This window comes from Amylolactobacillus amylotrophicus DSM 20534, from assembly GCF_001434555.1.
GTDB classification, from domain to species: domain Bacteria; phylum Bacillota; class Bacilli; order Lactobacillales; family Lactobacillaceae; genus Amylolactobacillus; species Amylolactobacillus amylophilus.
The window spans coordinates 1-13,285 of sequence record NZ_AZCV01000010.1; the positions used below are offsets into that span (position 1 = coordinate 1).

The window sequence follows — 13,285 nt, forward strand, 5'->3', positions numbered from 1 at the left end:
CGCTTGACTGTTAATCAAGATGTCGTCAGTTCGAGTCTGACATCCGGAGCTTAGGGGAGGATTAGTCGTTGACTAATCCTTTTTTGTGGCTGAGAAACAAAAAGATGTCCACAAATAGTAGTGTGGACATCACTAAAGAATTAGTTGGCTATACCTAATTACTTACCAGATGGTTCAGGTGAGATATGTGGTGCAGCTTTCGTTGGCTCCGGTGTTGTGAAATTCAATCCTGACACAGCTACTTATATCGGTGCTGGTACCGGAGACATCATCAATACCATGATTACTGCATCAATCGCTGTCGGCATGATCTTGTTGATCGGCGAAAAATTTGGGTCCGTGGCAATTGTTGCAACACCAATCGTTGTTGGTATCGGCGCTGGTCTAATCGGCTATTATTTATATCCTTACATAACCAAGATTACTGCCGCTATCGGTGACTTAATTAATACCTTTACTACTTTGCAACCAATTTTGATGTCAATCTTGATTGCATGTTCCTTTGCTTTCTTGATTATCTCGCCGATCTCTACAGTTGCCATTGGTATGGCAATTCAATTGAACGGTGTTTCTGCTGGTGCAGCCGCTATGGGTGTTGCCGCAACAACGGTTGTCTTGGTAGTTAACTCTTGGAAAGTCAACAAACCAGGGGTTACTTTGGCCATCGCATTGGGTGCTATGAAAATGATGATGCCAAACTTGTTTAGGAAACCAATTATCTTGGTGCCATGTCTATTCACCGCTATCATCTCAGCAATTCCAGTAGCGTTATTCTCAGTCTCAGGGACTCCTGCTTCTGCTGGTTTCGGTTTGGTAGGGTTGGTAGGTCCGTTGGCTTCATTGGACGCCGGTTTGAGTATGATTCTACTATTAATCAGCTGGTTTGTTGTACCAATCGTAGCTGCTTTCGTAGGTCAAATCTTATTTGAAAAAATCTTGAAATTGTATGATCGTAAAGATGTTTTCGAATTTTTAGGATAGTCAACTAGAAAAAGTGTGAGCCTTGTGCTCACGCTTTTTTGTGCAATTGAAGTTGGTGAATCTCAGCGAAAAGAGAAAGGTACCTTAAATAGTGTGTTTCTGGTCAATAGCACAATGAAATATCTAAATACATTATGAACTGATTTTCGTTTTATGAAGAGCAGTTTGTGCTATTTGAGAAATTGCTCAATTTAATCATTAAGTAGTTTCATCAATGGTGACTATGCTACTGCAATTCTTGTTGTACCAACCGGGAGCGTCAAGCAGGCAGTTCAACAAGTGAAAGATATCGTTGAAATTGGCGAGGTATTACCCACTGTGGCAATTGCGCACTATAAGTCAGAAGCCAATTTGATCGGTGCCGGCGTGCACTATCAGCAAATGTTCGAGACTAAATAATAAAATAAGGTCATTTCCTCGTAATCGTATGGAAAATGACCTTATTTTTCTGTGTTAATATTCATTTCAACTTGGATATTGATCGTCAAATGCTGTGGAAGTCTGATTTTTACGGCTTAAACAAACTATTCATAACAATGTAATAATATGATTAACGAACTTTTTCTTCCCGTTTTGAATTAAATAGTCGTAAAACTGGTGCGTTAATATGCTAGAATAAAATTGTTAATCTGTACAAAAAAAGTGAAAAGAGAAGACGGGGAGTTAAGAGTATGATTGAGGTTACTAACCTAAATAAAGTCTATGATAACGGATTTGAAGCTCTGAAATCTGTTAGTTTTAATATCGATAAGGGAGATTTGGTCTGTCTCCTTGGTCCATCTGGTTGTGGTAAATCAACGATTTTAAACATGATTGCTGGTTTACTGCAGCCCACAAATGGCGATATTGCCTTCGACGGTAAGTCAATCGTGCACACGGAGCCAAAGGACCGCAACATCGGTTTCGTGTTTCAGAACTACTCCCTGTATCCGCACATGACCGTATTGCAAAATGTGATGTTTCCGTTGAGTGTTGGTAACCACAAAGTTGATAAGAAGGTGGCGCTGGCGACAGCCGAGAAGTACATGAAGCTCACAAAGATTAGTGATATTCGGGATAAGCGTCCAGGCCAGTTATCCGGTGGGCAACAACAACGAGTAGCAATTACTAGAGCCCTAGTGCAAAATCCCCAAGTATTGCTGCTAGACGAACCGTTGTCGAACCTCGATGCACGTTTGCGTTTAAGCATCAGGGAAGAAATTCGGCGGCTGGTCAAGGAAGTGGGCATCACCACCATTTTCGTTACGCACGATCAAGAGGAGGCCCTTTCGATTAGTGACAAGATCATCCTGTTGAACGATGGTGTTGTCCAACAAGATGACGATCCGCAAAAGCTTTACCTAGAACCAAATAACCTTTTCGTGGCCCAATTTATTGGGAACCCGGTGATTAATTTATTGCCTGTCCGGATTAGCGAAGGCAAGATACAAAGTGACTTCTTCGCTGTTCCGTTGACGGAATTTAAGCAGGAGCGCTTTAAGGCGCCGTTGGAAGACGGAACGTATGTACTCGGAATTCGGCCTGAAGATATGATGCCAAACGCTGCCAATCCGCTTTTTGAAAGTGTGTTAATTGATGGTGAGGCTATTGGGCGCGAACGTGTCCTGAAGTTCGACCTGGGCGAACACCACTTCAAGGCCATCATGAAAATCGAGGAGCACGTGACTAAAGGCTTACCGATGAACTTTAACTTCAAGAAAGAGAAAGCCTTTATCTTTGAGGAATCCGGCGAGAGGGTGTATTAATGTTTAAGAGAAGATATAATTCGGAAAATCAGATGAGCGCTTGGGTATTTCTGCTACCAGCATTAATTATTATTTTGATGTTCAACATCTACCCTCTCTTTCGTTCGCTTTACCTTTCGTTTCAAAAGGGGAACATGCTTGTTTCCTCGTTCGGTGGGGTGTATAACTACAAATATGTGCTCTCCGACCCTGTTTTCTATAAGGCATTATCGAATACCGCACTCTTCGCGTTTGTGGTTGTGCCCGTCGCATTGGTGATTGCCCTCGTCATTTCCTGGGTGATTTTCGAGAAAATTAAGCATAAGGGCTTCTTCGAAACAATCTTCTTCATGCCTTACGTGACGAGTACGATTGCCATTGGGATCGTGTTTCGCTTCTTCTTCAACCATGACTATGGTTTGATCAACTACTTCCTGGGCTTCCTTGGTATCGGCAAGATTAACTGGCTCGATAACATTCATATGAGCATGACGACCCTGATTATCTTTGGTATCTGGTCTGCCTTGGCCTTCAACATCATCATTCTGCTGGCCGGCTTCCGCAGTATCGACAAGGAGTATTATACGATTGCCCGGATGTATGGTGCATCCAACTGGGAGATTTTCAGGAAAATAACTTTTCCGCAGTTGATTCCGACGGTGACGTTCTTGCTGTTGGTCAATATTATCAGTGCGTTTAAAGTTTATACTCAGGTTTATGCCCTCTTTAACGGGCAGCCGGGGATTGCCAAGTCGGCGACGACCGCCGTCTACTATATTTATGATAAGTTCTACGTTGTTGGTCGGCCAGGCATTGCGATGGCTGCTACTGTGATCTTGTTTATCGTGATCCTCATTATCACGTTTATTCAGAATAAAATCATGAAGAAAGTGGGCCAATACTAATGAAAAAAGTTATAACTACCTTAAGCTATATTTTTATTATCTTCATGGCAATCATTACCATCTTTCCTTTCATCTACATGGTGCTGGCCGGACTCATGACGTATTCCGAAGTTACCAGCTTGCCACCGAAGATTATTCCAGAAGTCTTTCAGTGGCATAACTATGTGGCGGTGTTTGAGAAGGCGCCGTTCCTGCGTTATTTCACGAATACACTGTTTGTCTCCTTGGTCACGACCGCCGCAACACTGATTACCGCGACTCTAGCTGCTTTTGCCATCACAAGCATGGAGTTTAAGTTCAAAAACGCGGTGCTGGTCATCTTTGTCTCCCTGCTGATGGTGCCACATGAAGCTATTATCTTCACCAACTACAACACTATCTCGCAGATGGGCCTTCTGAATACTTATGGCGCACTGATTATCCCGTTTCTTACGAGTATTTTCTATATCTACTACCTGAACACGTATTTTAAGGGCATTGGTACGACCTATTACAAGGCTGCAAAAATCGATGGGGCATCGAACCTGCAGTATATTTGGCGGATTCTGGTCCCAATGGCCAAGCCGGCATTGACAACGGTCGGTATTTTGACTTTCATTGCAAGCTGGAATTCCTTCCTCTGGCCATTATTGGTCACGAACGACAAGAATATGCGGCTCTTAAATAACGGGTTATCCGCCTTTGCGACGGAATCGGGCTCCGATGTGCAGCTCCAGCTGGCCGCAGCCACCTTAACGGTGGTCCCAATCCTGATTATTTACCTGATTTTTAGAAAAGAAATTATTAGAGGTGTAGCAAAGAATGGCGTTAAAGGATAAAACAGCGGTGACATATCATGCGGGGGTCGACACCATCGGCGGGACCGTCGTCGAGATTAGTTATCAGGCGAGTCATATCTTCTTTGACTTTGGGACTGAGTATAATCCAGATGTCGTGAAACCAGACGAGAAACTGCAGACCCTGATTGATTTCCGCGAGGTACCCGAGTTAAACAACGTCTATGATTCACGGCTTGATTATGAGTATCGGGGACCGGAGACTGCGACCTATGAGCAGACTGCGGTCTTTTTGTCGCATGTGCACTTGGATCACACGAAGATGATCAACTTCCTAGATCCGGAGATTCCGTTGTACGCCACGAAGGCGACGAATAAGATTCTGCGTTTACTGAACGCAAACGGAGACTTTCTCATTAAGACACCCGTAGAGCGGCAGAATTTCACGCGGGCAATCAAGGAGGTCAACCCAAATGAAACGGTGAACGTGGGTCAGATCAAAGTTACTTTTATTCCGGTTGATCATGACGCTTATGGCGCATGTGGACTGCTGATTGAGACGCCGACGGCCAGGATTGCCTACACTGGTGACCTGCGGCTACACGGCACTGATCCTGAGCTGACGATGAACTTCTGCTTGGCAGCACAACAGCCGGATCTGTTAATCATGGAGGGGGTCTCTGTGAGTTTCGATACACCACAAGATGAGAGTTCCGACTTCGTAGCTTCAGAAATGGCAGTTGTCGAACGGATTAATTCGGTTTTGGCGGCGAATCCTGACCGACCGGCGGTCTTCAATTGCTATCCCGGCAACATTCAACGATTGATTAATATCTGCGCTAATGTTCATAAAAAGGTGGTTGTACGCGCTGACGTTGCGGAACTTATTCGTCAAGTTACTGGAAAAGACGAACATTATTACTATCTACCTAACCAAAAATCCATAAAAAGTCTTGACCCTCATCTGGAAGTTTCCTATAATCGTTTATGGGAAGAACGGCTTTCCTACTTTTGGCAAGTTGAGCAAGATATGCCGGAATTTCCGGAGAATGCTGTGTATTTCCATAGTGATGCTGAACCGTTTGACTTCGCGCCTAATTTCAAAACGTTCATGGAGAGGCTAGAGAGGCAACACGTTCAATTTGTACCTGTAATGTGTTCTGGCCATGCTGTGCCGGCCGATTTAGATAAGATTGTGGCTGCAATCAAACCGCGGCTCCTCACACCTATCCATTCGTGGCATCCGGAGAGACTGCACAATCCCTTTGGGAAACGACAGCTTGTTCAACGGGGAGAAACTGTTTATTTGTAAAGGAGAAGGATCTTGAAACTAAAGAAATTCGCTAGCATGGTTCTAGCAACAGCTTCAATTTTAGTTTTAACAGCTTGTGGTAATCAGGGGTCTACAGGAAATAGCACAGGGAGTAAGGATACAGTTGTTACGAGTGTCAAAAAAGGCACTACAGTAAAATTTTGGCACGCAATGAATGGTGTCCAAGAAGAAGCTCTGACGAAGATTGCCAGTGATTTTGAGAAGGAAAATCCAAACATTAAGATTAAGCTGCAGAATCAGTCTTCGTACCCTGACTTACAACAGAAAATTCAGGCAACATTTACTGATAAGAATAATCTGCCAACCATTTCTCAAGCCTATCCAGGTTGGTTATATGATGCAGCGGAAAGCGGTCTGCTAGTAGATTTGAAACCGTACATGACGAACAAGAAGATCGGCTGGGGCAAGCAAGAGAAGGTTATGCCTGCTCTGCTTGAAGGCGCCGAGATTAAAGGCAAGCAGTACGGTATTCCATTTAACAAATCAACAGAAGTTTTAGTCTACAACAAAGATTTATTTGATAAATATGGTGTGAAGAAAGTCCCAACAACCATGGCAGAATATGCTGCTACGGCGAAGAAGATTTGGGAAGAATCAAACCATACAGTTGTCGGTGGCGGATTCGACTCACTCAACAACTTCTACGTAATCGGCATGAAGAATAAGGGTGTTGATTTCAATAAGAACATTGACATCACAACTAAGAAGTCGAAACAATTAGTGAAGTACTATGCTGATGGTATTAAGGATGGTTATTTCAGAATTGCCGGGTCAGACAAATATCTTTCAACACCATTTGCCAGCGAGAAGGTAGCGATGTTTATTGGTTCGATGGCTGGTGAAGGTTTTGTCACTAAAGATGCGCAGGCTGGCGGTTACGAATACGGTGTTGCACCAAGACCTGAGAAGACAAATATCCAACAAGGTACGGATATTTACATGTTTAACAAAGGAAATAGTACTAAGAATAAGAATGAACAAACTGGCGCATACTTGTTCATGAAATATCTTGCTTCAAAGGATGTCCAACTGTACTGGGCAGAGAAGACCGGATACATGCCTGTATTGAAGTCTGTAATTAACTCAGATGAATACAAGAACCTGTCAGCAATTAAGACGCCTGCAATTCTGGCTGAAGCAACTAAGGACTTGTTCCCAATTCCAGCAACGAAGAATCAAGATCCCGCATACAGTGAAGTTAGAACTATCTTGGAGAAGATTCTCACGAATCCTAAGCAGGATATCGGCAAGGCGTTAAAAGAAGGCCAAACTTCATTAGAGGACGTCTGGAATCAATAATTAATAATAATACCCCCGACTAAATCAATGAAATAGGGTCACTATCTTGTGTAAGGATAGTGACCCTATTTGTGTGTTGACAGGCGCCTTTTTGCACAACTCATAACTGTGTTCCAAAAGGCAACTTCCTGCGTCTTACTTGCCACTTACAGCGTTGCACGCTTTAGTGCCATCGTAAGTACTCAGAAGCTAACCGCCTTTTTGCACAACTCATAACTGTGCTCCGGTAAACAACTCTCTGCGTCTAGCTAACCATCCTTGCCTCACGGTGTGAGACTTCAGCAGGTTTCGCTAGTACTCAAGAGTTACCCGTTTACCGTCACAACTTAGCTATTCCATTATTATCTTCGCCTCAATTTGATTACCCGTCAGAATCCGGGCAGCCGTATAGTTTACGAGTCCCGGGCGAAATGTCAGGTAGATTGGCTTATCCGTGGGAATTTCTGTAATGCGGTCCCTTAGCTCGCTTAGTGGAATATTTAACGTCGGCTTAATACTTCCTGACGGCGCCTTGCCTGCCTCCCGTACATCGAGGAAGAATGCCGCCTCCTCTGGAATTTCGGCGATTTTAACCGTAGCAACGGTACTTTTCAATTGATTGATGGCCACGTAGCCGGCAGTATTGAGGGGATCACGCGTCGTTGAGTATGGAGGGGAGTATGGTAACTCCAGCGCCGGCAAATCATAGACCGTCAAGTGTCCATAAATGGCCGTTGAGAGCTCGCCCATTCGTTTATCAATGCCTTTCTCGCCATATGCTTGTCCGCCGAGTATCTTGCCCGTATCGGCATCGAAAATCAGTTTGAGGTTGACACGAGTTGCCCCGGGGTAGAAGTTGGCATAATCAAATGGCGTGATAAAGATGGTTTTGTAATTCTTAATCCCTACTTCTTGGAGCATCGTCTCTGTGTAGCCGACGAAACTAACAGTCTGGTCGAAGATTTTCCCTACACTCGTACCGACGATTCCGTCGTACTGGTAAGGTTGTCCGGCGAAGATGTCGGCGAGTAGGTGACCCTGGCGGTTGGCGGGACCTGAGAGGACGCTGTTCTGCGGCAAACCGGTGATATAGCTCTTCGTTTCCACAATATCTCCGATGGCGTAGATGTCTGGGATGTTTGTGGCCAAGTGTTGATCAACCGGAATAAAGCCGCGCTCATTGATCGTCAGCCCAGATTCCTTCAAGAAGTCTGTATTTGGTGTCACACCGGCCGCAACAATAATCATATCTTGTGTGAGTTCCTTGCCTTGGTTCGTGACGATGGTGTGCCCGTTGTTTATTACTTCTTGGACCACATGATTGAGATAGACGTGGGTGCCGTTTCGCTCCAGCTCCTCAAGTAAGAGTTTGGTGATTTCTTCATCATAGGGGTAGCCGACGTGGTCCAATTTCTCGACGATGTTGACCGTGATTCCTTGTAAGTACAGATTCTCCGTAATCTCAAGGCTGGCGATTCCAGCACCAATTAAGGTGACTGTTTTGACGTCATGGCTCGTGATGTAGGCCTTGATTTGGTCTGCTTCTTCAACCTCACGTAACTTGAAGACGTTTGACGCCTTCTTCAGGCCAGCTATTTGTGGCAGCGTCGGGCTTGCTCCGGTAGCGAGAATCAACTTGTCGTATTGCTCAGGATATTCCTGTCCCGTTGCTTGGTCCATAATTATGACGGTTTGCTCCGTTGGTTGAACACCAACTGCAGTCTGGTTAACCCGCACATCGATGTTGTTCTTCTCTTTCAACACCTCCGGGGTGCGCTCGATGATTGCCGCCCGGTTCTGCACCACATCGCCGATGTAGTATGGTAGAGCACAGCTGGCATAGGAGATGTTTGCTCCCCGATTAATGACCAGAATTTCCGCGTGTTCGTCAATCCGACGCATCCTAGTAGCGAAGGATGCACCACCTGCGTTGCCACCGATTACCAAATACTTCATTGGCTACCTCCTCAGAAAGTCCGTTGCTTATTACCACAATCATATGCTATCGCTTACATTTTTTCGAGAATATTGTCTTATCTTATTCGGTCGTTTTTCATATATTTTCTTCACAGTTTTGTTACAAATAGTTTGGATATTTGCATAAAATTAATTCATTTTTTTATACTTAAATAGTGAGTATAAGAAATTAGCAAATATATGCATAACAAGGGAAAATGGATGGGAGTATGAATTAATGAAGCAGAAACGAATCAAGTGGCTGGTAATTGCCGTAGCCATCGTTCTAGTTGTAGTTGGAGCGGTAATCACGGCCAAAGTTTGGCGCTCGAAGGCGGATGCGCCAACGAAAGTGACGCAGACTAGTTCGAAAAAAACGCAGCAGTTCTTCCTTCCTGCCACCAGTAATGGCGATGTTCAGACATTGGTCTACGATCATACCAAGATCAAGAAGGTGAACGATATTTACAAGCAGTCGACGCAGGAATCGATTAGTGAGCAGCTGGCGACCAAGAAGCAGGCAAAAGACTACAGCTTAACCAGTCCGTTACTGTTGTCCAACCCGTTTTTGACCAACACCACGAGTGTTTATACCTACTTCAAGTCTGATGCTGCCGTGACTAAGTTGGCATATACAGTGAAGGCGGCAGGCGTAGCTGACTTCACCGCAACTGCGAAGAACAATATTACGGTTACCGGGGAGTACGAATACCTCCTGGTCGGCTTGATTGCAGGGAAGAAAAATACGGTGACGATGACGGCAACACTTGCCGACGGTACGCAGCAGGAACACACTTTTACATTTACCCCAACGAAGCTTACGAGCGGTATGGCGAACCAAGTAGACGTGAAGGACGGCACCAGCAAGGAAGAATTATCTGATGGCTTATATGCGTTAATCGGCAATCGTAGTACCGGGACTGTCCAGATTACGATGGTGGACAACGATGGAAATGTCAGAAATGAGATTCCAACCGTGAGCTATAACCAGATGCGGCTAGTCTTTGATGATGCAGGATACATGTACTTCTCAATCAGCGCTGCCCGGATTGTGAAGATGAACAGACTTGGTGAGGTCGTGGCAACATACAATACATATGATGCTGACTACGAGCTCCACCACGATTTTCTACTCGATAGTAATGGCAATATTATCGCTTTAGCAACCAGTTTGACTGCTAAGAAAGAGGATAAGTACGTTGAGGACAGGATCATCAAGATTTCTACGGCTACTGGTCAGGTGAGCGAGCTGGTTAACTTTAAGGACCTGTTACCGGATTTATACCAGAAGGCAACGGGGCTCGATCAGTCGACCAACAATAAGGGCTACCACGATGTAATTCACGCCAATGCCCTCCAATTGATTGACGACAACACAGTTCTCATTAGTTCACGCGAGACCTCGTCGATTCTGAAAATCAGTGCGTTAAACGATAAGCCAAAAATAGAATATGCGATTTCGGATGAATCCGTCTGGGATGATGTTGAGCTGGGTGCCGACGTATTGACCAAGGATGGCGATTTCACGGCGCAAGCTGGACAGCACTCCATCACGTATGTGCCAACGGACGAGGAAGGTGTGTATGAGGTTTACATGTTCAATAACAACTCTGGTTTGATGGACTCACGGAGCGACTTCGAGTTTAAGAACTACGACGGCATTGGCGGCTTAAGCGCCACATCGATGGACAATTCCTATTATTATCGCTATCGCGTGGACGAGAACAAGGGCACATTCACTTTGATCGACCAAATTGCGGTGCCATATTCAACATTTATCAGTAGTGTACAGACTATCGGTGAACATGTGCTAATTGATTCTGGTCAGAAGTCCCTCTTCACCGAGTACGATGCTGCTGGCAAGGCAATCAGGACGTTCACGGTCAAAGGAAAAACTAAGTTCATCTACCGTGTCTATAAGTACTATTTCAACGATTTCTACTTCGTCAATTAAGCGTCCTAGATATTCGATATTTTCCTAAGTTAACAAAAGAACCGGCACATGGCCGGTTCTTTTTTCTGGAATAGATTCTATTAAGCGATGCTAATTAATTTGTTCTTTTTACTCGCCAAATTTCTCCGGCCAAGTTGTGGGATTCTCGTGCCAGTACTTCAGTGTCAGATTAAAATCTTCATCTACTAACCTGAAGAGGACGGCCTCCTCGATTAGGTGAGTATAGTCGGTTAATGTAAATAATTTAAGTTGAAGGCGTTCGAGTTGACGCACCACATCAGGTAATTGGTAGCTGAAGATTGCGGCAATGCCTAGCACTGTCGCACCAGTCTCGCGCACCGCGGCAGCTGCATTAGTTGAACCAGCGCCACTCGCAATCAAATCGTCAATCAGGACAACCTTATCTTCGGCAGTCAATTTACCCTCTAGTTCGCGAATTAACCCATGATGATTTAGATCCGCATGGACGTATATAAACGGCAGCTCCAGCCGGTCACTGACTAGTGCAGCGTAGGCAATGCCTGCCGTTGGCACGCCACAAATCACCGTCGCCTCTGGAAATTGTTCTCTGACAAGTTGGGCCAGATTCTTCGTGATGCGCTCTCTAATTCTCGGGTAGGCCATAGTTAAGCGATTATCCGTATAAATTGGCGCTGTGATCTCCTCATTCCAAACAAATGGTGGGTTAGTGCTCAGCTGAACCGCACGAATATTCAACAAATCTTTGACTGTATCTGAAGCAACTTTATCATTCATTTCAACTTACTCCCTTTTTGCGATATTTACTTAAGCTTAATCGAAGCGCTTACATGTGTCAATTGTATCCTGTTTTTCTGGTAAAAGGAGCGAAATAAATGTAGAATCGAGTTAATTGAAAGCGGTTATATTTTAAAGGGGGAACAATATGAGTAAAAATTCTTTGGACTTGAGCATTCATCCACATGGGGATCGATCTGCCGAGGAGATCGCGCAACTGGTTGACAAACACATGGAGGCACGGCAACAAAGATTTGAGCATTTCAAAGATGCAAACGAGATGTTTCACCGGCACCTCTTAGAGACGACAGATAAATTGAATGAATACGGTCATTCATTGGCACAAGAATGTCGTACTACTGTAGACCAATTACAGGGTAATTGCATGGAGTTTACCGATAAGGTGCAGGACATCCTAAACGATAATAAGGACCTGGCCATCCCGTTGGCTAAGGTTGCGGTTGCACCGGTGGTGGCAGGAATTCTCGGGCTGACTGCGATCGTGATCACGCGGCAATCTGGCTACAAGGAGAAAGTTAATCGGGTCACTGGGAAGACGAAGATTAGAATTAGATAGGGTAGCTATACAACAAACGTCAGTACTTTGACCAACCGATTACGGTTAGTTATTTGCTGGCGTTTTACTGTGCTGTTTATTTAGTTACCTTTACTATCGCCGCGAAAGATCGATTAAACTCATAATCAGCTGTTGAGTACAACAAAAAATTCCCCAAATCTAATTGGAGAATTTTTTTACGGTGATTAACCATCGTATTTTAATACCTGTTTTCTTTAACTGAAGCGGTCACGCTTTGCTCTTACCAACCGACGTTCTCATCCACCAGCGCATCCGGGATTTTGTTATCCCGTAAATCCGTAAATACTTCATGAAGCGTATCGATTGCGCGATCTAACTCCGCACGGGTCATTGTGAGAGCTGGTTGGAATCTCAGCACACTTTTGGCAATTGTGATAATCGCGAGCCCCTTGGCAAAGGCCTGATAGATAATCTTGAGGCCAGCGGCCTGATCTTTCTCGTGGGTCACCTTGTCCTTCACAATCTCAATTCCGAGATTCAAGCCAATTCCGCGAACATCACCGATGAAATCAAACTCTGACTGCATTGCTTGGAACCGCTGCTTCGCATATTCGCCATCAACACGCGACTTCTCGACAAGCTGTTCCTCCTCAATCACCTCAATGGTAGCTAGAGCTGCCGCGCAGCACACGGGATTGCCGGCGGTAGTGAACAGGTGTGCCGGTGCCTCCAGGCTATCCATGATTTTACTGCGACCGACAACCGCACTAATCGGCATGCCGGAGCCTAAGGACTTCGCCGTAGAGAGTAAATCTGGCTCGATGTCGAAGTGTTGGATGGCCCACCATTTACCGGTACGCCCCATCCCTTGTTGGACTTCATCCACCGCAAACAAAATTCCGTTCTCCTTACAAAGGGCGTAAAGTTCCTCGACATAGTCCTTTGGTGGCACGACAATCCCCGCATCACCAGCCACGGGCTCCATGATGACGCAAGCAACTTCCTCGGCTGGCACGTAGGTGGCGAACAGGTCTTTAACGGCTTGGATACATTCTTCAACGACCTCCGCCGTACTTTTATTTGC

Annotated in this window: 10 protein-coding genes and 1 pseudogene; 8 read left to right on the plus strand and 3 right to left on the minus strand. The window is 45.0% G+C overall.

Features of this window, described 5'->3' with window-relative positions; all coding sequences use genetic code 11:
* Positions 1-183: 183 nt before the first annotated feature.
* The 6 genes and pseudogenes from FC62_RS07295 to FC62_RS07320 form a co-directional block, all read left to right on the plus strand.
* Positions 184-981 (plus strand): annotated as a pseudogene (locus FC62_RS07295) (PTS sugar transporter subunit IIC); the annotation flags it as partial.
* A gap of 671 nt (positions 982-1,652) precedes the next feature.
* On the plus strand, positions 1,653-2,726 hold the full coding sequence (locus tag FC62_RS07300) for an ABC transporter ATP-binding protein (protein WP_054746364.1): 1,074 nt from the start codon (positions 1,653-1,655) through the stop codon (positions 2,724-2,726).
* Entirely contained in the window at positions 2,726-3,610 is an 885-nt protein-coding gene (locus FC62_RS07305) for a carbohydrate ABC transporter permease (protein WP_054746365.1), read from the plus strand. The genes FC62_RS07300 and FC62_RS07305 overlap by 1 nt, the downstream gene beginning before the upstream one ends.
* On the plus strand, positions 3,610-4,428 hold the full coding sequence (locus FC62_RS07310) for a carbohydrate ABC transporter permease (protein ID WP_056945840.1): 819 nt from the start codon (positions 3,610-3,612) through the stop codon (positions 4,426-4,428). The genes FC62_RS07305 and FC62_RS07310 overlap by 1 nt, the downstream gene beginning before the upstream one ends.
* Positions 4,412-5,698, plus strand: a complete 1,287-nt coding sequence (locus FC62_RS07315) for an MBL fold metallo-hydrolase (protein ID WP_054746367.1) — start codon at positions 4,412-4,414, stop codon at positions 5,696-5,698. The genes FC62_RS07310 and FC62_RS07315 overlap by 17 nt, the downstream gene beginning before the upstream one ends.
* A 12-nt stretch (positions 5,699-5,710) precedes the next feature.
* Positions 5,711-7,018, plus strand: coding sequence for an ABC transporter substrate-binding protein (locus FC62_RS07320; protein ID WP_056945839.1), 1,308 nt, complete (start codon positions 5,711-5,713; stop codon positions 7,016-7,018).
* 330 nt (positions 7,019-7,348) lie between these two features.
* Here the strand turns inward: FC62_RS07320 and FC62_RS07325 are convergent, their stop codons facing one another.
* Positions 7,349-8,953: an FAD-dependent oxidoreductase gene (locus tag FC62_RS07325; RefSeq protein ID WP_056945838.1), complete on the minus strand. Its 1,605-nt coding sequence runs from the start codon at positions 8,951-8,953 to the stop codon at positions 7,349-7,351.
* Between the two features lie 238 nt (positions 8,954-9,191).
* On the opposite strand from FC62_RS07325, the gene FC62_RS07330 reads away from it, so the two are divergent.
* Positions 9,192-10,907, plus strand: coding sequence for an aryl-sulfate sulfotransferase (locus FC62_RS07330; RefSeq protein ID WP_056945837.1), 1,716 nt, complete (start codon positions 9,192-9,194; stop codon positions 10,905-10,907).
* Between the two features lie 108 nt (positions 10,908-11,015).
* Here FC62_RS07330 and FC62_RS07335 read toward each other — a convergent pair whose 3' ends face one another.
* Positions 11,016-11,663: an orotate phosphoribosyltransferase gene (locus FC62_RS07335; RefSeq protein WP_054746371.1), complete on the minus strand. Its 648-nt coding sequence runs from the start codon at positions 11,661-11,663 to the stop codon at positions 11,016-11,018.
* Between the two features lie 148 nt (positions 11,664-11,811).
* Here FC62_RS07335 and FC62_RS07340 point away from each other — a divergent pair, with 148 nt between their 5' ends.
* Positions 11,812-12,240: a hypothetical protein gene (locus FC62_RS07340; protein ID WP_054746372.1), complete on the plus strand. Its 429-nt coding sequence runs from the start codon at positions 11,812-11,814 to the stop codon at positions 12,238-12,240.
* Between the two features lie 241 nt (positions 12,241-12,481).
* Here FC62_RS07340 and FC62_RS07345 read toward each other — a convergent pair.
* Positions 12,482-13,285, minus strand: an 804-nt coding sequence (locus tag FC62_RS07345) for an aminotransferase class III-fold pyridoxal phosphate-dependent enzyme (protein ID WP_157043482.1), incomplete at its 5' end; no start/stop codon positions are given.